This window comes from Cryobacterium sandaracinum, from assembly GCF_004403415.1.
GTDB lineage: Bacteria > Actinomycetota > Actinomycetes > Actinomycetales > Microbacteriaceae > Cryobacterium > Cryobacterium sandaracinum.
This window is the reverse complement of sequence record NZ_SOGO01000042.1, coordinates 70812-92757: the sequence shown is the minus strand read 5'-3', so window position 1 is coordinate 92757 and position 21946 is coordinate 70812. Positions and strand designations below refer to the sequence as shown.

Sequence of the window (21946 nt, the reverse complement as noted above, 5' to 3'; positions counted from 1 at the left end):
GCCAAAGCAAGGAAAAACCCTGACCATGAGCGATTTTTTGGCACTTGACATCGTTGTTCTCGCGGGCGGGATCTCGCACGAGCGGGACATCTCACTGCGCTCGGGTCGCCGGGTCGCGGATGCACTGACGAGCTTGGGCCATACCGTCACCGTTCTGGACCCGCAGGCCGGCCTGCTCGCCGATCTGACCATCCGGAAACCCGATGTGATCTGGCCGGTCGTGCACGGCGCCACCGGTGAGGACGGTGCACTCCTGGCCCTGCTGGAGACCACCGGGATACCCCACGTGGGCTCGCTAGCTGGACCGGCCCGTCTGGCCTGGTCGAAGCCGATCGCCAAGGAGCTCGTGCGCCGGGCCGGCTACGCCACCCCCGACGCAATCGCTCTGTCCACCGAAACGTTCCGCGATCTCGGTGCCGCCAGCGTCCTCGAGCACCTCCTGACGGCCATGCCCACGCCGCTCGTGGTGAAACCGGCCGAGGGTGGCTCGGCCCAGGGGGTCAACATCATCGACTCCCCCGCCGGACTGCCGCGTGCCATGGTCGACGCCTACACCTACGCCACGGTCGCCCTGGTGGAGGAGAAGGTCGAGGGTACCGAACTCGCGGTCACGGTCATCGACATCGGAGACGGCCCCAGTGCACTGCCCGCCGTGGAGATCGTGCCCATTGACGGCGTCTACAGCTTCGAGGCCCGCTACAACGCGGGAGAGACGCTGTTCTACACACCGGCCCGGATCCACGCGGAGATTGCGGAACTGGTGGCACAAACCGCGGTCGCCATCCATGAACTGCTCGGCCTGCGCCACATCTCCCGCATCGACCTGATCGTGGACTCGGATGGCGTTCCCTGGTTCCTGGAAGCGAACGTGCTTCCGGGTCTGACCGAGACGTCCCTGGTGCCCCAGTGCATCGAGGCTTCCGGTCAGTCTCTCGGCGCCGTTTACGACGCCCTCGCCCGAGCCGCCATCGCTGGCTCGTAGTCCGCGCCGTGGGCCGTGTTTCACGTGAAACATGGTTCTGTCGCCACTCTAGCCCGTCGGTGGACGAGCTCATCGAGACCACGCCGACCAGCCCCCCCCCTCACGCTGGTGAAGGCTATCGAGCACCCACCCCGCTCCCACACCGCCCGCCCTGCCGGCATGGACGCCTTGCCCCCCCGTACCTGCCCGAATGCCCGGACGGCACCGACGTCGTTGGCTGCACCTGGAAGTTAGGTCGCAGACTCTTTCATTACACCGTCGGAGATGGTGACGAGTACACTCGCACCCGACGCTCGGTGTCGCTCCTCTGCGTCGATGAACACTACTTGATCGACGATGCTCTCGCGAGGGACAGCCCCGGCCACACTTGCCACCGTCCGCTCACCGACCGTCATCCGCGGGATCCAACGTTTCACGTGAAACGCTCACGACACATCCACTCGCTGACCGCAGTAGACGCTAAACCACCGAGTGTCCACGTACGAACCGGCCCGAGAACAACCACGGGTGAGCAAGCTCGGACTGACTGGCCCTCTCCCCTACCCCTCCCCTCTGGCAGTGTGACGCCTTCGCGGATTCGACGGATGTGACGCAAGCTAACGGAATGAGACCAGACCGCAGACGAACCGCCGTGCCTCCAGGGAGTCGGCACGCCGCGCGCAAGGCAGGACATTCTCACCGTTCCGCCGCACCGTGTGCCCGGGACTAGGCGCAATCCAGACAGGCAACATCGACCATATCGGCCTAGGTGGCGGATCGAACTCGCGACTGTGACAGATGCCATGCCGTGGGCGGATGCATCCGCTGACGATCCCCGATCTCACGAACACACTCATTTCGGCGGTCGATCCTGTCAAGACCGGAATGGGAACCGGCGCAGGTGCGCGGAGGTGTCTACGCTGCGGAACTGCTCCAGTGTCGAACTTTTAGAGACCAGATCCGAACCCGGCATGTGTTTCACGTGAAACATGACCATGTCGGGACGGGGAAACGATATTCTTCGCCCACGCAGTGCCCTGGAACCCGTTCGCATGGCGACCCGCCCGATCTGGACGTCGTGTCTTCGGGTCTGCCTGTCGGGGTTCTTGCGCTCGACGCGGTTGGATTTCGGCAATGTCGAACAGGGACGAGGGGATGCCGATACTGCCTCACCCAGGTCCTGCTGGGTTTGCGCAGCGCACGGGGGAGGCGACTCCCCGTCGTGTTGCACAAACGGCAGGACCAAACCCACGAGCCGTGGGGAACAAGTCATCAGTTGACGGGGGCCGAGGGTCGCTCCAGTGATTGACCTCACCCGCGCAACACTCATGATTCACCAGGTTGACCCGCGTCATGCTCGGTCACGCGGAAGGACCCCAGGAGCCCGGCACGTGACGAACCCGACCACCGAAGCGGATCGACGAGAACCAGTCCCGCCACGCTTGACCACCGGAACGGGACGGGGGGCGACGGTCGTCGAGCCTGTCGCAACCTGTGTACACTGAATCGCTCCATTCTCTGCAGGCAAGAATCTGACCGCGGATGCCGGCTGCTCACTCGAAATGCGCGCCGTGACTCAAGCCGAGAATCCAGGGTGGGCTGGTCAGTGCGCTTCTTGAGTGCACGATCTCTGAAGCGCAGAATTTAGGCCTCATAAGGTCCGTAACGCGGATTTCTGTTCTGCCACCTGAATGCTTAGGTTGCTTCCTGATGACGTCTAATGTGCAGTTCATGGCTGATTTGATCGCCCCGGAGACTCAGCTGGCGATGACCGGAGGTCGGTTTGACGAATCGCAGGCCCGCACGCGCGGGAGGACCAGCGTATCTGGATGGACGTGCGACCAAGATGTCGGGTCGCGGGTCTCGGGTCTCGGGTCTCGGGTCTCGACAGGCTCCACCACCGGAAAAGGTGAGGGGACAGAAGTCTGGACAGGCTCGAACACCGCGGCCCGGTTCGACGCGCGGGTGAGGGCCGATGCTCATGTTTCACGTGAAACACTAATGGGGTGGGCGGGTGTCGACCCACTCGACCACGGGGTGATCGGACACCGGCCGGTCGACCACCGAGCGGTCGATCAGCGGGGCGCTCGACACTCGGGTGAGGCTAGCTGGCTCCGAAACCGGGTTCACCGAGGACGTCGAGAATGCGATTGAGATCACCGATCGTGGCAAAATCGACCATGATCTGGCCTTTTCTTGCGCCTAAATGGATCTTTACGCGGGTGTCGAGTCGGTCACCGAGGCGTTCCGCGATCTCGTCGAGGTGTCCCTGACGACGTCCGCCCGTTGGCTTGGCGGAATCGACACGTGGCTGCATCGCGGCCGCGGCCTCTGCTGCCCGCACGGAGAGATCCTCGTTGACGATTTTATCGGCCAGCTTGACCATGCCCGCCGGATCCCCGACAGAGAGGATCGCGCGCGCGTGCCCGGCGGACAGAACACCGGCGGCAACGCGCATCTGCACGGCCTCGGGGAGCTTCAGCAAACGGATGGTGTTGGTGATCTGCGGCCGCGACCGACCGATCTTCTGTGCGAGCTCCTCCTGGGTGATGCCGAAATCGGCCAGCAACTGCTGGTAGGCGGACGCCTCCTCGAGCGGGTTCAGCTGTGCGCGATGCAGGTTCTCCAGCAGCGCGTCACGCAACATGTCGGCATCCGCCGTTTCACGGATGATCGCCGGAATGGTGGTCAGTCCGGCCACCTTCGTGGCACGAAGCCGACGCTCCCCCATCACCAGTTCGTATTTGCCGGGCTGCTCCACGATGGAACGAACCACGATGGGCTGCAGCACGCCGACTTCCTGGATGCTGTGTACCAGCTCGGCCAGGTCGGACTCATCGAAGGTGCTCCGCGGCTGGACGTGGTTCGGCACGATGTCGCTGGGATTGAGGTGCGCGAGCCGCGCACCCGGAACCGGGAGAAGTCCCTCGGTCTCGTCCGAGCGCACCGCATTGGCGTAGGGGAAGAACACATCGACTGGACGCGCCTGAGTCGGGTCGTCCTGAATGGGGATGAGTGCACCGATCCCCCGGCCAAGCCCAGTCCTTTTAGCCATTAGAGTGCGACTCCTGTCTTGGGGGCGCCCCGATGGGCGATCTCTGCTGCTGCTTCGAGGTATGAGAGTGATCCGGCAGAGTTGAGGTCGTAACTGATAACGCTCTGACCGTAGCTCGGCGCCTCAGAGACACGCACGGAACGCGGTATAAGGGTGTTCAGAACCTGCTTGGGGAAGTGTTCACGCACATCCTGGGCCACGTGGTTCGCCAGGTTGGTGCGGCTGTCGTACATCGTGAGCAGAATCGTGGACACCTCGAGGTCCGGGTTCAAGTGCTTCTCGATCAATTCGATATTCTTAAGCAGTTGACTGAGACCTTCGAGCGCGTAGTACTCACACTGAATCGGGATCAGCACCTCGCGGGCCGCGACAAACGCGTTGATCGTCAAGAGTCCCAGAGATGGGGGGCAGTCGATGAAAACGTAATCGTAGGGGTCATCCATCGTTTTCAGGTGCGATTCGAGGGCGCGGTTGAGACGCTGCTCACGGGCGACCAGGGAGACGAGCTCTATTTCTGCACCCGCGAGGTGGATGGTGGCCGGCACACAGAACAGCGAGCCGAACTCCGGGCTGTTCTGAACGACCGCAGCCATTTCCTCGTCGTTGACGATGACGTCGTAGACGCTGGGTGTTTCCGCGCGATGTTCGACGCCCAAGGCTGTAGACGCGTTGCCCTGGGGGTCCAAGTCGATCACCAGAACGCGCGCGCCCTGACGGGCCAGAGCGGCCGACAAGTTGACCGCGGTCGTGGTCTTGCCGACGCCACCCTTCTGGTTCGAGATGGTGATGACGCGCGTCTTCTCCGGCCTCGGCAGCGTCTCGGAGGCAATCCGCTGTCGGCGCCGCGTCAGATCAGAAATCTCACGCGCAAGCGGGGTCGTATCGTCAAACACCGCGGCCGCCTTGCTTGATTGCTGGTCTTCACCAGGTTGTTTCACGTGAAACCTTCGCGTTCGACGATTGATGAGCCACCCCCACAGGGACTCCGGTTGTACCTCAGCACTGATAAGAGCAGACACCAGGGACTAATCCACTGTAGCCCTTATGACTCGAGTCACATCCTGCAGCACGCCCTCGCCGAGGGTGATCACCTCGACATTGCTGAGCCGGAACTTACGGATGGCCTTCGCCGCGGCTTCGACCTCCGCCGCGGCGCCCGTGCCCTTCATCAGCACCAACTCACCGCCGGGATTCAGAAGGGGGGCCGTGAGAGGGATCAGGGTGCGGAAGGCACTGACCGCACGGGCGGTCACCTGGTCAAGCCGCCCGGGCAGCCGAACGTCTTCCGCCCGAGCCCGGAGTACGGTCGCATTGGTCAGGCCGAGCGCGGCCACTTGGCCGGTCAACCACGCGACCCGGCGCTCCATGGGCTCGATGAGTACGAACGTCACGTCCGGCCGGGCGATCGCCAGCACCAAGCCGGGTAACCCGGCCCCGGAACCGACATCGCCGACGAGTCCGGGTCGGAGCAGCGGCGCCACGATCGCACAGTTGAGGATATGTCGACTCCATAGCCGTGGTACTTCCACCGGGCCGATCAGGCCCAGTTCCTCGCCCTGCGCAGCCAGACTGGCCACGAAGGCGCGGGCACCCTCGATCTGGCCACCGAAGAGATCCGCGGCAACGGCTGGCTCCGCCTCGAGAGTGTGAGTCACAATATTTCGATGTACTACGCGGCGGAGATGACCGTGTGACGGTCCCGGCCCTCGCCTTTGGACTCAGAGACGAAACCCGCCTCCGACACCAGGTCATGCACGAGCTTGCGCTCGTAGGAGGACATCGGCGGCATTGATGCCTCGGCGGCACCCGCCTGGATGCGTTCCACGGCGCGGGACACCAGCGAGGCTAACTCGGCCTGCCGGGCGTCGCGCGAGCCGCCGATATCCAGGATCAACCGCGAGAAAGCTCCGGTCTTGTTCTGCACGGCCAGTCGCGTCAATTCCTGCAAGGCATTGACGGTTTCCGGCTTAGAGAGCAAACGCAGGTTCGCGACATCCGAGGAATTGACGGACAGGTATGCCCGCCCATTACGCGCGTCAATGTCGATGTCCCCGTCGAGGTCGCAGATATCGAGGAATTCCTCGATGTAGTCCGCGGCGATGTCCCCCTCCTGCTCGAGCTGGCCGAGCGTGGGGGAATCGTCCGCCGGTCCAGGTGCGGCGATCACGTCAGTGTTCTCAGTCACGTTGGGTCTCTTCTTATTTTTTAGGGCCGGATTGCTTTTTGGCACGATTCTTTGCGACCGGCTGCTGACGCTGAGGCTTCTTGGGTTCTTCGACCACAATCACGTCACCATCCGTGGCGATGAGTTTACCCTTTCGGGCCAGTCGCTCTTCGCGCGCCTTGGCGGCCTCGCTGCCGGGCGTGGGCATATTCCGGATGACCAGGAACTGCTGGATCATGGTCCAGATGTTCGAGGTGAGCCAGTAGAACATGACGCCGAGGGGGAAGGCAACACCGGAGAAGGCAAAGACGAGGGGAAGCAGGTAGAGCATGATGCGCTGCTGCTTGAACATGGGGCTCGCCTTGGTTTCCGGCGACATGTTCTTGGAGACGATCTGTAGCTGGGTGATGAACTGTGAGGCAGTCATCAGAACCACCATGATGGCCGCGATCCACATAACGACGGCATTGAAGTCCTGACCAGCGACCATTTTCGTCCACTGAGACGCGAACGAGTCATGCAGCGGCGCGTCGCCGAATAGGGTGGCGTTTCCGAAGCTCTTCGCGAGATCGTCGTTGAGTGGGCCGACTCCAGCCTGACTGCGTTGCGCGTCATTCAATACGGAGAACAGGGCGAAGAAGATCGGCATCTGCAGCAACAGAGGCAGGCAGGAGCTCAGCGGGTTGGTGCCTGTGCGCTTGTAGAGCTCCATGGTCTCGCGGGACATGGCCTCGCGCGAAAACTGGTCTTTCTTGCCCTTGTACTTGTCCTGAATCTTCTTGAGTTGCGGCGCGACCTCCAGCATCTTGCGCTGGCTCTTGATCTGCCGCACGAAGATGGGAATCAGGGCGGCCCTGACGACAATCACGAGTCCGACGATCGAGAGCACCCATGTGAGGCCGTCGTCGTAGTTCATCCCCATGACGGAGAAGAGGGAGTGGAATGCGACGAGTAGAGCCTCGACGACCCATTTCAGCGGCCAGAGAATCGTACCTAGGAGGTCCATCTTTGCGTCAGCCCTTTCCGTGGCTCGCTGCGATAACAAAACCAAACGACGTCACGATGACGCGACGCTTCCGCCTGAGGGGAACGTCATCGATCCCGCCTTCGGCCCACGGATGGCATCGGCCCAGCCGCAGCGCGGCTCGGGCTGATCCCACGACGAGTCCGTATTCCTGAACGGTGCCGAGTGCATACGCCGAACAGGAGGGGTAGTACCGGCAAACATCGCCGTAGAGCGGGGAAATCACGGCTCTGTACGCACGCAGTACGAGAACCCCCGCATTGCGTGGGAGGAGTATGAGCGTAGTCAAGAACCTGTTCATCAGTCAGCGATCCGATCGGATCGCTGCCGGGGCCTTACCGGCAACGGATGTAACCGAAATGCGCTGAAACTTCTCCAGCGCCACGGACAGTTCCGCATGCAGGGTCGACCACGACGCATCCGCTGCTGACGGCAGAGCGCGGATGACGACATCCGTGCCGGGCCGCGCAGAGATCAGCACAGCGTAGCTCGCCGCCTTCAAACGACGTCGGACTCGATTGCGCCGCACGGCGTCACCCACGTTTTTCGCCACAATGAAACCGAACCGTGCCGGAGCCTCCTCCGGATTCCGGCGCAGATACGTCACCAGGTGCGGGCCGACGATGCGCGCACCCCGGCGCACGACCGACTTGTAGTCGTCACCGGCGGTGATGCGATTGGCCCCCGCGAGCACGAGAGTACTTAAGCGGAGAGTTCGATGCGACCCTTGCGACGGCGAGCACCCAGAATCGCGCGGCCGGCACGGGTCTTCATGCGAAGGCGGAAGCCGTGCACCTTGGCGCGACGGCGATTGTTCGGCTGGAACGTTCTTTTGCTCATTGTTTTGTCTCCACGTGTTAAATCTCCGCAGGCCAAACTGAGCGGCCGGGAAAGAGTGAGGTAGCCCTCGGGCTGGGGTCAACTGATTAAAACTACGGCTTTGGCCGGTGATGGTCAAACTCGACCTCCCGAAATCATCGGTTGTACACACAATCGCACCCATTTCGAGCATCGACACGCGCACGAAATGCGAACGAATTTGGCCGGACTGGCGGTGATTGACTACCGTGAGGACAAGTTATCCACAGGTTTTCAACAAACCCTGTGAATTGGGGCTTATTTGCCCACAGGCGGTGGATAACCTTGTGGATGCTTTGGCTGGATTATGCGTTCAGAGACGAGCCCAATCCTCGATCTCCGTCGTTGTAGAAGGCAACAATGAGAGAAAAGCGGAGAAACCATGGCCACCGAAGAACAGCCCATCACGGAGACCTGGCGGTCTGTCCTGACCAGCCTGGAATCCGACGACAGCATCACGCCCATGCTGTACGGCTTTCTCAACCTGGTCGAACCCAAGGGTATCGCCGCCGGCACGTTCTACCTCGAGGTCCCCAACGAGTTCACGGCCAGCATGCTCAATCAGCGCATGCGAGTGCCGCTCCTGACGGCGATGGGCCACCTGGATGAGGCGTCCGCGGTGTCCACCTTCTATGTGGTCGTCAATCCCGAGCTGGAGAAGGAATCCATCCGTCCGGTGCACGAATCGAGTTCTCCCCCCGATGTGGAAACCCCAGCCGCACCGCAATCGGTGTTCGAGAGCAGCTCGCCCGAGCGGCCCCATGACACCCGGTTGAATTCGAAGTACAGCTTCGACAATTTCGTGATCGGCCAGTCCAATCGCTTCGCACACGCCGCGGCGGTCGCGGTAGCGGAGGCGCCGGCGAAGGCCTACAACCCTCTCTTCGTCTATGGGTCGTCCGGCCTCGGCAAAACCCACCTCCTGCACGCCATCGGCCACTACGCGATGAGCCTGTACCCCGGCATCCGTGTGCGTTATGTCAGCTCAGAGGAATTCACCAACGACTTCATCAACTCGATCGCCAACAACCGTGGTTCCGCATTCCAGTCGCGTTACCGCAACATCGACATCCTGATGATCGACGACATCCAATTTCTGCAGGGCAAGGCGGAAACGCAAGAAGCCTTCTTCCACACCTTCAACACCCTGCACGATCACAACAAGCAGGTGGTCATCACGAGCGACCTCCCGCCCAAGCACCTCACCGGTTTTGAGGACCGAATGCGGTCACGCTTCGAGTGGGGCCTGATCACGGATGTCCAGGCACCCGATCTGGAAACGCGAATTGCGATCCTACGCAAGAAGGCGCAGAGCGAGAAACTCCAGGTCCCGCACGATATTCTTGAGTTTATGGCCTCGAAGGTCTCCTCGAACATCCGTGAACTCGAGGGAACCCTAATCCGGGTGACGGCCTTCGCGAGCCTCAACCGCACCCCGGTCGACATGGACCTGGTCCAGACGGTGTTGAAGGACCTGATCACCCTCGATGAGGACAACGTGATCGCGCCGGTCGATATCATCACCAACACCGCCGACTACTTCAAGCTCTCCGTGGATGACCTCTACGGGTCATCCCGGTCGCAGGCGATCGCCACGGCGCGCCAGATCGCGATGTACCTGTGCCGTGAGCTGACCAACCTCTCCTTGCCCAAGATCGGCCAATTGTTCGGCAACCGCGACCACACCACGGTGATGTACGCGAATAAAAAGATCAGCGAGCTGATGAAGGAACGCCGGTCGATCTACAACCAGGTGACCGAGCTCACGAACCGCATCAAGCAGAACCACCGTTACAAATAGCGGTATTCCTTCAGTTTTCACACCTGTGGATAACCCTGTGGAAATTGTTTACACAACTGGGCACAACCTGTAGAAACTCAGCACCTGGTTGTGCAAACTCCCCTCCTTTCCAAACCGGCACGACACCGAGGTGTGCTGGGCACTCACAGGCTGCCAACAAGTTACAAGTTTGTAGTTCCCAGTCGCGTGGCGGCATCCCACAAGTTATCCACAGTTTCCACACCGGTTAAGAAGATTAACAATTAACTTCTCTTTCTCTCCATTCGACAACCTTGAGTGCTCGACGGTTGCAAAAATTTGCTCCGTGAAACACGGCTACCATTGAGGCCGTATCCAGGTCTCTAACCGAACAGGAGTGACTTCGTGAGATTTCAGGCCAACCGGGACGTCTTCAGTGAAGCCGTCTCTTTCGCTGTCAAGCTCCTTCCCCAGCGGACGACGCTGCCGATTTTGAGCGGTGTGCTGATTGAGGCGACGGCAACCGGGCTGATCCTCTCCTCGTTCGACTACGAGGTTTCCGCGCAAACCGAGATCGCCGCCGACGTCGAAGAAGTCGGCAAAGTTCTCGTCTCGGGACGACTCCTCGCCGACATCGCCAGTCGGATGCCCAACGCACCGGTGCGGTTCTCGACCAACGAATCCCGGATCACGGTCAGTTGTGGCAGTGCGAGTTTCACGTTGCTCTCCATGCCGGTTGAGGAATACCCGAGCATCCCGCAGGTCAGCGCGCAGTCCGGTCTCGTGCCCGCCGAAGAGTTCTCGGCCGCTGTCGCCCAGGTGGCCGTCGCTGCCTCCCGTGACGATGTCACCCCCGTGATCACCGGCGTACAGCTGCAAGTCACGGAAAACAGCCTCAGCCTCGTGGCCACGGACCGGTACCGTGTTGCCGTGCGTGAGATCGACTGGGATAAAGGCAGCACCACGACCACCGACACCATCACGGCCCTGGTTCCGGCCCGCACTCTGCAGGAAGTCGGCAAGACGTTCGGTCACAGCGGCACGATTTCTATCGCGATCACTCACACCGACGACCGCGAGCTCATCGCCTTCACCGCCGATAAGAAAACCGTCACCTCCCTTCTGATCAAGGGAAACTATCCACCCGTGCGGCGCCTGTTCCCCGATAACGTGGACAACTACGCGGTCATGAACACGGCGGACCTGATCGAGGCGACCCGTCGAGTGCAGCTCGTCCTCGAGCGCGAAGCAGCCCTGAGGTTCACCTTCACCGCCGACGGTCTCACCCTCGAGGCGGTCGGATCGGAGCAGGCCCAGGCATCGGAGACGATCGACGCGATCCTGTCCGGTACAGACACGATCGTTTCGTTGAAACCTCAGTTTTTGCTCGACGGCCTGGGCGCGGTGCACTCGGAATTTGTGCGAATCTCTTTCACGAAGACCGAGAATCCCAACAAGCCGGGCCCGGTTCTGATCACCAGCCAGACCTCTCGGGATCAGCCGGGCGCCGACAGCTACAAGTACCTGCTCCAGCCCAACCTGCTGTTGCGCTAGACCAATCTCGGAAGGAACAGCCATGCACATCGGCATCATCGGCCTGGGGAAAATGGGCGCGAACATGCGCGACCGTCTGCGGGCCAATGGCGTCGAGGTCACTGGTTTCGACCGGAACCCCGAGATTTCGGACGTTGCCGGCACCGCTGAGCTGATTGCCGCGCTGCCGGCTCCGCGGCTTGTTTGGGTAATGGTCCCGGCCGGTGCCGCGACGGATGCCGTGATCGCCGAATTGGCCAATGAGCTTAGCGCCGGCGACCTTGTCATCGACGGTGGAAACTCGCGCTTCACCGATGACTTCGCCCATGCCGCCCTTCTGGCGGCATCGGGCGTGCATTACGTCGACGCCGGGGTTTCCGGGGGCGTGTGGGGGCTGACCAATGGATTCGGGGTGATGGTCGGTGGCGCCGCCGAGCAGGTCGAGCGCGCCATGCCCGTCTTCGACGCTCTGCGTCCCGAGGGCCCACGCGACGAGAGTTTCGTGCATGCCGGAGCGGTCGGCGCCGGGCATTACGCGAAGATGGTGCACAACGGAATCGAATATGCCCTCATGCAGTCATACGCCGAGGGCTATGAACTGCTGGAGAAGCGCAGTGACCTGATCACCGACGTTCCCGGCGTGTTCAAGGCCTGGCAGCGCGGCACCGTGGTGCGGTCCTGGCTGCTTGAACTTCTCGTGCGAGCCCTGGACGACGACCCGGAACTTCAGAACATCGAGGGTTTCGTCGAGGATTCCGGTGAGGGCCGCTGGGCCATCGAAGAGGCCATCAATAACGCGGTACCCGTACCGACGATCAGCGCGGCCGTCTTCGCGCGGTTCGTGTCCCGGCAGGACGACTCCCCCGCGATGAAGGCGGTCGCGGCCCTGCGCAATCAGTTCGGCGGCCACGCCGTCAAAACAACCGACTGACCCGAGTGCGGGTCCAACACCTTTCGCTGACCGACTTTCGCAACTATGCGCAGGTCGAGGTGCCGTTCGCGCCGGGACCCAATCTGATCGTGGGCCGGAATGGGCAGGGAAAGACCAATCTCGTCGAGGCCCTGGGATTCCTCAGTACCCTCAGTTCGCACCGGGTCTCCAACACGTCCGCCATGATCAGGGCCGGTCGCGACGCCGGCATCATCCGGGCCAAGCTCGAGTTCAACGGCCGCGAGATCCTGACCGAGGTGCAGATCAACCGCTCGGGCTTGAACCGGGCCCAAGTCAACCGGTCGGTGATCAAGACTCGAGAACTCCCACGTTTTTTCTCCAGCGTGCTCTTCGCCCCTGAAGACCTGGCACTGGTTCGGGGTGACCCGTCCGGGCGCCGGCGATTCCTCGACCAATTGCTCGTGCTGCGCACCCCCCGGCTTAGCGGGGTTCTGGCCGACTACGACCGGGTGCTGCGCCAGCGGAATACGCTGCTGAAGTCGGCGCGGGCCTCGGGGGTGCGCACCACCCAGCTTGGAACACTCGAGATCTGGGACGATCGCCTCGTTGCTCTCGGCTCCGAGATCATCGACGAGCGGGCCGAACTCGTTCGCCTGCTCGGGCCATCCCTGGGTGCTGCGTACCGGGCGGTCGCGGGGGAAGACCATGGGCCGATGCTGGTTCCATCGCTCAGCATCCTGGGTGCAGACGAGGATGCAGCGATGGAGGCGATGGCCTCGACGGGCTCGGTTCCCACCGGTTCGGTTTCGTCAGCCTCGGTTTCGACAGGATCGACCACCGGGGACTCGTTTCGCACGGCACTGGCCGCCCTTCGTCGCAAGGAGCTCGACCGGGGTATGACCCTGGTCGGACCGCATCGGGACGACCTGGTCTTCGCGCTCAATGCACTGCCCGCCAAGGGCTATGCCAGCCATGGTGAGTCGTGGTCGTTCGCCCTCGCCCTGAAACTCGCCTCGGCGGAGCTGCTGCGCCGGGACTCGACGACGGGCGACCCGGTCCTGATCCTCGACGACGTCTTCGCCGAACTGGATCTGAGCCGCCGGAGACGTCTGGCCGCCGCCGTCACCGGTTTCGAACAGGTCCTGATCACCGCGGCGGTGCTCGAAGACGTGCCGGAAGAACTCACCGAGCACACCATCCACATCCATGCCGGGGCGGTCGTCGATGGCTGAGCCGAGCGAGGCCTCCCGGGTCTACCTGCGCTTCAAGGATGTATTCGGTGACCCAAACGCCAAGCGCAGCCGCGCCCGACGGCGTCCTGGAGCCGAAATCGGCTCGAGCGTTCCGTTCGGTGCGGGCCGGGATCCTCGAGGACTGAGCGATACGATCAACTCGCTCACGCTGCAGCTGGGTTGGAATTCACCACTGGCCCAATCGGAGCTGCTTGCTTCCTGGACCCTGCTGGCCGGCGAGGAGACGTCGAAACACTCGACCCCGGTCGGAATCGACGAGGGCGTTTTGACGGTGCAGTGCGAGTCGACGGCCTGGGCGACGCAGCTGCGCATGATGCGGGTGGAGATAATGACGCATATCGCCGTGAAGTATCCGGACGCAGGCATCGAGTCGATCCGTTTTCAAGGACCTAACGCCCCCTCTTGGAAAAAGGGTCCCAGATCAATTCCAGGGCGCGGTCCACGCGATACCTATGGGTAACTGGACAAAACAGGTCAACACGGTGCATTAAACGCCGCAGATGCCCGATTTGGCCCGCAGTGCTTGGCGTCTTTGGTAGGCTAAAGGGTCGCCCGCGCGACGGTCAGGAGCCCCATTACAGATGTCAGTTGACCCACAGATCGAGCCGGAGCACGGATACGGCGCAGACGATATCCAAGTTCTCGAGGGACTTGAAGCCGTTCGCAAACGACCCGGAATGTATATCGGGTCCACCGGACCTCGCGGTCTGCATCACCTCGTCTACGAGATCGTGGACAACTCAGTCGACGAGGCCCTCGCCGGTTATTGCGACACCATCGACATTAAGATCCTGTCGGATGGCGCGGTTCGCGTCGCCGACAACGGCCGAGGAATTCCGGTCGACATTCACAAGGCGGAGGGCCGCTCGACCGTCGAGGTCGTGCTCACCGTGCTGCACGCCGGAGGCAAGTTCGGCGGCGGAGGGTACGCGGTGTCCGGCGGTCTGCACGGCGTGGGCAGCTCGGTTGTCAACGCGCTGTCCAGCCGCCTCGAGGTGGAGGTACGCCGTCAGGGTCACGTCTGGCGCCAGAGCTTCCACGACGGCGTGCCCAACGCTCCCCTCACCATGGACGAGCCGTCGGATGCAACCGGCACCACCATCACGTTCTGGCCAAGTTCGGAGACCTTTGAGACCACGGACTTCGACTTCGAGACTCTGCGAGCCCGCTTCCAGCAGATGGGCTTCCTGAATAAGGGACTCAGCCTCACGCTCACCGACGAGCGCCCGCAGAACCTCGACGACGAGGGCACGCCGGTCACCAGGACCTTCCTCTACGAGAACGGCCTTGTCGACTACGTCGAATATCTCAACCGGGCCAAGAAAGCCGACCTGGTCAACGACGAGATCATCTCGTTCGAGTGGGAAGATCACGAACGCAAGATGGCGCTTGAAGTGGCCATGCAGTGGACCACCGCCTACACCGAGAGCGTGCACACCTACGCGAACACGATCAACACCCACGAGGGAGGCACCCACGAGGAGGGCTTCCGCGCCGCGCTCACCACCCTCGTCAACAAATACGCCCGGGAAAAGGGCATCCTGAAGGAAAAAGACGACAACCTCACCGGTGACGACGTGCGCGAGGGCCTGACCGCCGTGGTCTCGATCAAGCTCGCCGAACCGCAGTTCGAGGGACAGACGAAGACCAAGCTGGGCAACACCGAGGCGAAGTCCTTCGTGCAGAAGGTCGCCAACGACCAGCTATCCGACTGGTTCAACCGCAACCCCAACCCGGCGCGGGAAATCATCCGCAAGGCGCTTCAAGCTTCGAACGCACGGATGGCCGCCCGCAAAGCGCGAGAGACCGCCCGGCGCAAGGGACTCCTCGAGGGTGGCGGCATGCCCGGCAAGCTTAAGGACTGCCAGAGCAAGGACCCATCGCTTTCCGAGATCTTCATCGTGGAGGGTGACTCGGCCGGCGGATCCGCCGTGCAGGGCCGCAACCCCGAGTTCCAGGCGATTCTGCCCCTGCGGGGCAAGATCCTGAACGTGGAGAAGGCCCGGCTCGACCGTGCCCTCGGCAACGCCGAGGTTCAGGCCATGATCACGGCCTTCGGCGCCGGCATGGGCGAAGAGTTCAACCCCGACAAGGTGCGGTACCACAAGATCGTTTTGATGGCCGACGCCGATGTCGACGGCCAGCACATCACGACCCTGCTGCTCACATTGCTCTTCCGGTATATGCGGCCACTTATCGATCTCGGATATGTCTACCTGGCCCAGCCGCCGTTGTACCGCCTCAAATGGGCGAACTCGGCACACGAGTACGTCTACTCCGACCGAGAGCGCGACGCGCTCCTCGAAGACGGAGCCGCGGCCGGCAAGCGCATTCCGAAGGACAACGGGATCCAGCGCTACAAGGGTCTGGGCGAGATGGACTACAAGGAGCTGTGGGAAACCACGATGGCACCCGAGTCCCGCACTCTGCTGCAGGTCACCCTCGACGATGCTGCCGCCGCCGACGAAATCTTCTCCACTTTGATGGGCGAAGACGTCGAGTCCCGCCGTAACTTCATCCAGAAGAACGCGAAGGACGTGCGTTTCCTTGACATCTGACCACTCCAACACCGGCGGCACCTCGGGCGAGGGCCCCGACGGGACCGACATGGACGCCGCGTCCGTGGCAGCAGACACCGCGGCCAAGGCTGCGCACCTCGTGCAGCACGGCAAGATCGATCAGGTCGACCTGCAGCTGGAAATGCAACGCTCCTACCTCGACTACGCGATGAGCGTCATCGTCGGGCGCGCGCTGCCCGACGTGCGCGACGGCATGAAGCCCGTGCACCGTCGCGTCATCTACGCCATGTTCGACGGCGGCTACCGTCCGGACAAGGCGTTCTCCAAGTGTGCTCGCGTGGTGGGCGACGTGATGGGGCAGTTTCACCCCCACGGTGACTCCTCGATCTACGACGCGCTCGTGCGCCTCGTGCAGCCTTGGAGCCTTCGTTATCCGCTGGCCCTCGGGCAAGGCAACTTCGGCTCCCCCGGCAACGACGGCGCCGCAGCCCCACGGTACACCGAAACAAAGATGGCCCCGCTCGCTCTCGAGATGGTGCGCGACATCGACGAGGACACCGTCGATTTCCAGGACAACTACGACGGCCGCACACTCGAGCCCACCGTATTGCCCTCCCGCTTCCCTAACCTGCTGGTCAACGGCTCGGTCGGCATCGCCGTGGGTATGGCCACAAACATCCCGCCGCACAACCTGCGCGAGGTGGCGGCCGGCGCCCTGTGGTACCTGCAGAACCCCGACGCGACCCGCGATGAACTGCTCGAAGCGCTGATCCAGCGCATCAAGGGCCCCGACTTCCCCACCGGCGCTCAGATCCTCGGCATCAAGGGCATCCAGGATGCCTATCGCACCGGCCGTGGTTCCATCACCATGCGTGCCGTGGTGAGCATCGAGGAGCTCCAGGGTCGCACCTGCCTGGTGATCACCGAGCTGCCCTACCAGGTCAACCCGGACAACCTCGCGATCAAGATCGCCGACCTGGTCAAGGACGGCAAGATCGGCGGCATCGCCGACATCCGTGACGAAACCAGTGGCCGCACGGGCCAGCGCCTTGTGATCGTTCTCAAGCGCGACGCGGTGGCGAAGGTCGTGCTGAACAACCTCTACAAGCACACCCAGCTGCAGGAGAACTTCGGCGCGAACATGTTGGCCATCGTCGACGGGGTGCCGCGCACCCTGTCCCTCGACGGCTTCATTAACGCGTGGGTCGCCCATCAGGTCGAGGTCATCGTGCGGCGCACCCAGTTCCGCCTGAAGAAAGCCGAAGCGGATGCGCACATCCTGCGCGGCTATCTCAAGGCCCTCGACGCCCTCGACGAGGTGATCGCCCTCATCCGTCGCTCCCCCACCGTCGACGACGCTCGTACCGGCCTGATGGAACTGCTGGACGTGGACAAGCTCCAGGCCGATGCGATCCTGACCATGCAGCTGCGACGTCTAGCTGCTCTGGAACGTCAGAAGATCATCGATCAGGCTGCCGAGTTGGAACTGCAGATCGTGGAGTTCCAGTCAATCTTGGCCAGCCCGGAGCGTCAGCGCACCATCATCAGCGATGAGCTCACCGAGATCACCGACAAGTTCGGCGACGACCGGCGCACGGAGATCATGTTCGGCTTCGACGGTGACATGTCGATCGAGGACCTCATCCCCGAAGAGGAGATGGTGGTCACGGTTACCCGCGGCGGCTACATCAAGCGCACGCGCAGTGACAATTACCGCAATCAGCACCGCGGCGGCAGGGGTGTCAAGGGAGCCCAGCTGCGGGCGGACGACGTGGTCGAGCACTTCTTCGTCACGACCACGCACCACTGGCTGCTGTTCTTCACGAACACCGGACGCGTCTACCGGGCCAAGGCCTACGAAGCGCAGGAATCTGGCCGGGACGCGAAGGGCCAGCACGTCGCCAACCTACTGGCGCTGCAGCCGGGTGAGGAGATCGCGCAGATCCTGGACATTCGCGACTACGGCGTGGCCCAGTACCTGACGCTGGCGACCCGCGACGGCCTGATTAAGAAGACCGAGCTGCGCGAATACGACACGAACCGCACGGGCGGCATCATCGCGATCAAGCTGCGCGAGGGCGACGAACTTGTCTCGGCCCTGCTGGTCGAAAACGACTCCGATCTGCTGCTCGTCTCCAAAAAAGGAATGTCGATCCGGTTCACGGCGTCGGATGAGGCGTTGCGCCCGATGGGACGCAGCACCTCCGGCGTCATCGGAATGCACTTCCGCGGCGAGGACAGCCTGCTGGACGCATCCGTGGTCTCGGGCGACGGCTATGTGTTCGTCGTGACCGAGGGCGGTTACGCCAAGCGCACCGCAGCCGACCAGTACCGCCTCCAGAACCGAGGCGGACTGGGCATCAAGGTGGCCAAGCTCAACGACGACCGTGGCGACCTGGTGGGTTCGTTGATCGTCGACGAGGAAGACGAGGTGCTCGTGGTACTTGCCAGCGGCAAGGTGGTACGCTCTGACGTCTCCGAAGTCCCGGCCAAGGGACGGGACACAATGGGCGTTGTTTTCGCTAAGTTTGCGGATGAAGACAGAATCATCGCCATTGCGAAAAACACCGAGCGCAATCTGGTGGCCGAGATTCTTGCGGCCGAACCGGAAAACGCCTTGGGAGAGGAAGAACCTGTAAATGAGTAGTGTCGCCGAAAAGCTCGCCAAGAAATCCAGCCGCAAGCCGGCCGCGACCAAGCAGGTGCGGCTCAAGCTCGTCTACGTGGATTTCTGGTCGGCTGTCAAACTGTCTTTCCTGATCGCTCTGTGCCTGGGCATCGTCACGATCGTGGCCACGTTCCTGATCTTTACGATCCTGAACGGAACGGGCATCTTCGGCAAGGTCGATGACCTCTACACCGATATCGCCGGCGCCTCGTCCGATCTGGCCAGCATCCTGTCCATCGGGAACGTGATGGGCTTCGCCTTCGTCGTGGCCATCTTGAACACGGTCGTCATCACTGCGCTGGGAGCCGTATACGCGGTTCTGTACAACCTGAGTGTGAAGATCACCGGCGGCTTGCTCGTCGGATTCACCAACAACTAGTCGTCGGATGTCGCCGGTTGGGTCGCTTTGCGGCTCGATTGGGACAATCCCGCCGAATCGGGTAGTCTCAAACCTGCCCATTAGGGGGATATAGCTCAGTTGGTTAGAGCGCTTCGCTGATAACGAAGAGGTCCCAGGTTCAAATCCCGGTATCCCCACGCAAGAAAAGTTTTGACACCGCGGCATGCAATCCCCGTGATCATGCGGGGCCATAGCTCAATTGGTAGAGCGCCTGCTTTGCAAGCAGGAGGTCCGGGGTTCGATTCCCCGTGGCTCCACAAGGAAGAATGCTCGGCCCCTTTTTTTTTGGGGCCGGGCGTTCTCCATTTATCGGCCCTTAGTCACTTTCGCACAGCTTCACCCTGCGATTTGGTACGGTGAGGCGCATGTCAGCCAGCAACCGCCCTGCACCAGCCGCCGCAATGCCGCCCTCCCGGCCCACGGCGGACTGGCTCGCGATCACGGCCCTCCGGATGGGCATTGTGGCCTTCGCCGGCGGCTGGCTCCCGGTTCTCGGCCTGTTGCTCGCGATCGTAGGGATTGTGCTCGGCATTATCGCGCTGCGGCGCTCGAATCGCCGGGAGCTGGCGCAGATCGGGCTGATCCTCTCGATCGTCGCTGCGCTGTTCAATGTGGTCATCGACGTGATTGTCGTCATGTCGATTCTGACGCAGCTCGAAGAACTCGAGGGTGCCTCGACGACTCTTCTCGGCTGAGCCGGCAGCCCGAAAGAAAAGGGGAGGGCCCACATCCCATGGATGCGGGCCCTCCCCTGGTGTTGCGGTGCTGCGGTCTAGTCTTCGACTGACGTGGCGGCGGCGGGATCATCTTCAGCGACCCACAGCTCGTCGTCGGCGCGGAAGGTCTGCCAGACGGCGTAGGCGACGCCTGCGGCGGCGGCCAGGGCAACGCCGAGTGCGATGTAGGTGCCGGCGCCAGGACCCTTGTTCTCTAGCACTACAGGCTTCTGGAACCGCACGCGGTTCAGTGCCGCACGAACGCGGGCGTCGCGGGCAACGTCCCCGACGCTCATCACCGAGCCGATGGCCGTGCCGATTCCGCTGCCGATTCCGGGCAACACCCGGTCGATGACCTGGTGGCGAACACCTTCGGCGAGATCCTGAGTGGCCTGCACTCCAGGGCGCAAAAGGTGCTCATAGCTTTCACGCACGCGCGGAGCTACTTCTTCACGGGTGAGGATGCCGGCCTGGCGGCTGGCCTCCCTTGCAATGGCGTTGGCACGCTCGAGCACTTCCTGCTGGTTGTTCCATAATTCGTCTGCGCTCTTACGCAGCCGAGTAAGTTCCTTGCGGCGCTTGCGTGACAGGCTCATCTGGACCCTCCATCGATGTCATGTGGCGAACACTGTCCATCTTGCCACGCAATCGTCTGGGAGGGCTCTGGGTGGAGCCGGTGTTGATCGGAATCCACTAATCCGGCTGTGCAAGAATTGAGTCCATGTCTAAGCACACCGCCGTCGCAACGCTCAATACCACCCTCGGACCGATCAAGGTCAACCTCTTCGGCAATCACGCGCCGAAGACCGTCAAGAACTTCGTCGGTCTCGCAACCGGCGAGATCGAGTGGAAGCACCCCGCCACCGGTCAAACCTCCAACGCACCTCTCTACGACGGTACGGTCTTCCACCGCATCATCAAGGACTTCATGATTCAGGCCGGCGACCCGCTCGGCCAGGGCACCGGCGGACCGGGCTACCAGTTCGACGATGAAATCAACTCGGACCTCGACTTCACACAGCCGTACGTGCTCGCAATGGCGAACGCCGGTATCCAGGGCGGACGCGGAACCAACGGTTCACAGTTCTTCATCACCGTCGTGCCGACGACTTGGCTGCAGGGCAAGCACACCATCTTCGGTGCCGTCGAAGACGAGGAGTCCCGTGCGATCGTCGCCAAGCTCGCGACCGTGCCCACCGACGGCCGCGACCGTCCGCAGACCGAAGTCGTCATCGAGAGCGTCACCGTCGAGCAGGTCTAGGCTCCGCCTACGATGACAGGCCTGCCCGGAACCGCCGCTAACTTCTGCTACCGGCATCCGGGCAGGCAGAGTTACATCCTCTGCCAGCGCTGCGGCCGCACAATCTGCCCTGACTGCCAGACTCAGGGCGCCGTCGGCGTGATCTGCCCCGAGTGCATGAATGAACAGCGCAGGAATGCCCCGCGCACCAAGCCGGCCATCCTGACCCGGCTGAAGAGCACCTCGCACCCGGTGACCACAGTGATCATCGGCGTCACACTGGCGATATACCTGCTGCAGTTCATCCTGGGTGCTGGTTTCACCAGCCTCCTCTGGTACGCGGGCGTTTACTCCTCTCCCGGGAGCTTTGAGCCCTGGCGCTTGCTGACGAGCGTGCTCGTGCACGGCTCCATCTTCCACGTACTGCTGAACATGTACACGCTCTGGATCTTCGGTCAGATCCTTGAGGGAATGCTCGGTCGTGGCCGTTTCCTCGCCCTGTACGTGCTGAGCGGCCTCGCCGGATCCCTGGGCGTCCTGTTCCTGTCCGACCCCCGGATTCCCGTTGTCGGCGCCTCCGGCGCCATCTTCGGCCTGATGGGCGCGTTCCTGATCATCCAGCGACGCCTGGGCGGCAACGCGACCCAGCTTTTGATCCTGGTCGGCATCAACCTGGTGATCGGATTCCTACCGGGGCTGAATGTGGCCTGGCAGGCGCACGTGGGCGGTCTGATCGCTGGTGCGGTGGTCGGGCTGATCTTCGTGCAGACCCGCCGCATCAAGCAGCAGCGGCTGCAGACCGTGCTGATAACGACTTTCGGGGCGTTTCTGGTGGTCGTCAGCGGTGCGATGTTCCTGACCTAGCTCGCCGAGTGAGCCCCGGTTGCCCGGGGCAATGTGGGTT

The 21946-nt window shown here is 62.4% G+C and carries 21 protein-coding genes and 2 tRNA genes; 14 read left to right on the top strand and 9 right to left on the bottom strand.

The features are described 5' to 3' along the window. Positions 1–25 precede the first annotated feature (25 nt). A complete protein-coding gene (locus E3T25_RS15670; RefSeq protein WP_134375283.1) occupies positions 26–982 on the top strand; it encodes a D-alanine--D-alanine ligase family protein in 957 nt (318 codons plus the stop codon). A gap of 2083 nt (positions 983–3065) precedes the next feature. Here E3T25_RS15670 and E3T25_RS15665 read toward each other — a convergent pair. The 8 genes from E3T25_RS15665 to rpmH form a co-directional block, all read right to left on the bottom strand. After that, positions 3066–4016 (bottom strand): ParB/RepB/Spo0J family partition protein, encoded by a 951-nt coding sequence (locus E3T25_RS15665; RefSeq protein ID WP_134375281.1) that lies wholly within the window; start codon positions 4014–4016, stop codon positions 3066–3068. Further along, positions 4016–4954, bottom strand: a complete 939-nt coding sequence (locus E3T25_RS15660; protein WP_277613330.1) for a ParA family protein — start codon at positions 4952–4954, stop codon at positions 4016–4018. Before E3T25_RS15660 ends, E3T25_RS15665 begins: the two co-directional genes overlap by 1 nt. An 87-nt stretch (positions 4955–5041) precedes the next feature. Continuing rightward, positions 5042–5674 (bottom strand): 16S rRNA (guanine(527)-N(7))-methyltransferase RsmG, encoded by a 633-nt coding sequence (rsmG, locus tag E3T25_RS15655; protein WP_104194723.1) that lies wholly within the window; start codon positions 5672–5674, stop codon positions 5042–5044. Positions 5675–5685: 11 nt separating this feature from the next. Further along, positions 5686–6201, bottom strand: a complete 516-nt coding sequence (locus tag E3T25_RS15650) for a Jag family protein (RefSeq protein ID WP_134375279.1) — start codon at positions 6199–6201, stop codon at positions 5686–5688. Positions 6202–6214: 13 nt separating this feature from the next. Next, entirely contained in the window at positions 6215–7186 is a 972-nt protein-coding gene (gene yidC / locus E3T25_RS15645) for a membrane protein insertase YidC (protein ID WP_104100649.1), read from the bottom strand. Positions 7187–7193: 7 nt separating this feature from the next. Next, positions 7194–7505, bottom strand: a complete 312-nt coding sequence (gene yidD, locus E3T25_RS15640; protein WP_104170913.1) for a membrane protein insertion efficiency factor YidD — start codon at positions 7503–7505, stop codon at positions 7194–7196. A 3-nt stretch (positions 7506–7508) separates the two neighbouring features. Then, positions 7509–7898, bottom strand: coding sequence for a ribonuclease P protein component (gene rnpA, locus E3T25_RS15635; RefSeq protein WP_134375277.1), 390 nt, complete (start codon positions 7896–7898; stop codon positions 7509–7511). Positions 7899–7906: 8 nt separating this feature from the next. Continuing rightward, on the bottom strand, positions 7907–8044 hold the full coding sequence (gene rpmH, locus E3T25_RS15630; protein WP_104100646.1) for a 50S ribosomal protein L34: 138 nt from the start codon (positions 8042–8044) through the stop codon (positions 7907–7909). Between the two features lie 400 nt (positions 8045–8444). Here rpmH and dnaA point away from each other — a divergent pair, with 400 nt between their 5' ends. The 11 genes from dnaA to E3T25_RS15575 all read left to right on the top strand — a co-directional run bounded on the left by dnaA (position 8445) and on the right by E3T25_RS15575 (position 19781). Beyond that, positions 8445–9863, top strand: a complete 1419-nt coding sequence (gene dnaA / locus E3T25_RS15625; RefSeq protein WP_104100645.1) for a chromosomal replication initiator protein DnaA — start codon at positions 8445–8447, stop codon at positions 9861–9863. Between the two features lie 363 nt (positions 9864–10226). Continuing rightward, positions 10227–11375: a DNA polymerase III subunit beta gene (gene dnaN / locus E3T25_RS15620; protein ID WP_104100644.1), complete on the top strand. Its 1149-nt coding sequence runs from the start codon at positions 10227–10229 to the stop codon at positions 11373–11375. Between the two features lie 4 nt (positions 11376–11379). Then, positions 11380–12285: a phosphogluconate dehydrogenase (NAD(+)-dependent, decarboxylating) gene (gene gnd / locus E3T25_RS15615; RefSeq protein WP_338145490.1), complete on the top strand. Its 906-nt coding sequence runs from the start codon at positions 11380–11382 to the stop codon at positions 12283–12285. Positions 12286–12290: 5 nt separating this feature from the next. Continuing rightward, a complete protein-coding gene (gene recF / locus E3T25_RS15610) occupies positions 12291–13478 on the top strand; it encodes a DNA replication/repair protein RecF (protein ID WP_134375273.1) in 1188 nt (395 codons plus the stop codon). After that, positions 13471–13959 carry a DciA family protein gene (locus E3T25_RS15605; protein WP_233194112.1) on the top strand — a complete coding sequence of 163 codons (489 nt, stop codon included), beginning with the start codon at positions 13471–13473 and terminating at the stop codon, positions 13957–13959. The genes recF and E3T25_RS15605 overlap by 8 nt, the downstream gene beginning before the upstream one ends. 121 nt (positions 13960–14080) lie before the next feature. Further along, positions 14081–16057 carry a DNA topoisomerase (ATP-hydrolyzing) subunit B gene (gene gyrB, locus E3T25_RS15600; RefSeq protein WP_104100640.1) on the top strand — a complete coding sequence of 659 codons (1977 nt, stop codon included), beginning with the start codon at positions 14081–14083 and terminating at the stop codon, positions 16055–16057. A gap of 49 nt (positions 16058–16106) precedes the next feature. Next, entirely contained in the window at positions 16107–18665 is a 2559-nt protein-coding gene (gene gyrA, locus E3T25_RS15595; protein ID WP_104100675.1) for a DNA gyrase subunit A, read from the top strand. Then, positions 18658–19065: a DUF3566 domain-containing protein gene (locus E3T25_RS15590; protein ID WP_104100639.1), complete on the top strand. Its 408-nt coding sequence runs from the start codon at positions 18658–18660 to the stop codon at positions 19063–19065. Before gyrA ends, E3T25_RS15590 begins: the two co-directional genes overlap by 8 nt. Positions 19066–19149: 84 nt before the next feature. Then, a tRNA-Ile gene (locus E3T25_RS15585) sits at positions 19150–19223 on the top strand. 47 nt (positions 19224–19270) lie between these two features. Beyond that, positions 19271–19343 (top strand) — tRNA-Ala (locus tag E3T25_RS15580). A gap of 108 nt (positions 19344–19451) precedes the next feature. Continuing rightward, positions 19452–19781, top strand: a complete 330-nt coding sequence (locus E3T25_RS15575) for a hypothetical protein (RefSeq protein ID WP_134375271.1) — start codon at positions 19452–19454, stop codon at positions 19779–19781. 77 nt (positions 19782–19858) lie between these two features. Here E3T25_RS15575 and E3T25_RS15570 read toward each other — a convergent pair whose 3' ends face one another. Further along, the gene (locus E3T25_RS15570) at positions 19859–20398 is read right to left on the bottom strand and encodes a hypothetical protein (RefSeq protein ID WP_104100637.1); all 540 of its coding nucleotides are present in this window, start codon (positions 20396–20398) and stop codon (positions 19859–19861) included. Between the two features lie 125 nt (positions 20399–20523). Here E3T25_RS15570 and E3T25_RS15565 point away from each other — a divergent pair, with 125 nt between their 5' ends. Both E3T25_RS15565 and E3T25_RS15560 read left to right on the top strand, forming a co-directional pair. Next, positions 20524–21063 (top strand): peptidylprolyl isomerase, encoded by a 540-nt coding sequence (locus tag E3T25_RS15565; protein ID WP_104100636.1) that lies wholly within the window; start codon positions 20524–20526, stop codon positions 21061–21063. Positions 21064–21075: 12 nt separating this feature from the next. After that, positions 21076–21906, top strand: coding sequence for a rhomboid family intramembrane serine protease (locus E3T25_RS15560; RefSeq protein WP_134375269.1), 831 nt, complete (start codon positions 21076–21078; stop codon positions 21904–21906). Positions 21907–21946: the final 40 nt, after the last annotated feature.

What these genes read in the sequence shown, in the direction of transcription:
- rpmH (WP_104100646.1), bottom strand. Translation starts at nt 8,044, where the DNA reads ATGAGCAAAAGAACGTTCCAGCCGAACAATCGCCGTCGCGCCAAGGTG.
- gyrB (WP_104100640.1), top strand. Translation starts at nt 14,081, where the DNA reads ATGTCAGTTGACCCACAGATCGAGCCGGAGCACGGATACGGCGCAGAC.
- gyrA (WP_104100675.1), top strand. Translation starts at nt 16,107, where the DNA reads ATGGACGCCGCGTCCGTGGCAGCAGACACCGCGGCCAAGGCTGCGCAC.
- yidD (WP_104170913.1), bottom strand. Translation starts at nt 7,505, where the DNA reads ATGAACAGGTTCTTGACTACGCTCATACTCCTCCCACGCAATGCGGGG.
- E3T25_RS15560 (WP_134375269.1), top strand. Translation starts at nt 21,076, where the DNA reads ATGACAGGCCTGCCCGGAACCGCCGCTAACTTCTGCTACCGGCATCCG.
- E3T25_RS15565 (WP_104100636.1), top strand. Translation starts at nt 20,524, where the DNA reads ATGTCTAAGCACACCGCCGTCGCAACGCTCAATACCACCCTCGGACCG.
- E3T25_RS15570 (WP_104100637.1), bottom strand. Translation starts at nt 20,398, where the DNA reads ATGAGCCTGTCACGCAAGCGCCGCAAGGAACTTACTCGGCTGCGTAAG.
- E3T25_RS15670 (WP_134375283.1), top strand. Translation starts at nt 26, where the DNA reads ATGAGCGATTTTTTGGCACTTGACATCGTTGTTCTCGCGGGCGGGATC.
- E3T25_RS15575 (WP_134375271.1), top strand. Translation starts at nt 19,452, where the DNA reads ATGTCAGCCAGCAACCGCCCTGCACCAGCCGCCGCAATGCCGCCCTCC.
- E3T25_RS15605 (WP_233194112.1), top strand. Translation starts at nt 13,471, where the DNA reads ATGGCTGAGCCGAGCGAGGCCTCCCGGGTCTACCTGCGCTTCAAGGAT.
- E3T25_RS15665 (WP_134375281.1), bottom strand. Translation starts at nt 4,016, where the DNA reads ATGGCTAAAAGGACTGGGCTTGGCCGGGGGATCGGTGCACTCATCCCC.
- E3T25_RS15590 (WP_104100639.1), top strand. Translation starts at nt 18,658, where the DNA reads ATGAGTAGTGTCGCCGAAAAGCTCGCCAAGAAATCCAGCCGCAAGCCG.
- yidC (WP_104100649.1), bottom strand. Translation starts at nt 7,186, where the DNA reads ATGGACCTCCTAGGTACGATTCTCTGGCCGCTGAAATGGGTCGTCGAG.
- dnaA (WP_104100645.1), top strand. Translation starts at nt 8,445, where the DNA reads ATGGCCACCGAAGAACAGCCCATCACGGAGACCTGGCGGTCTGTCCTG.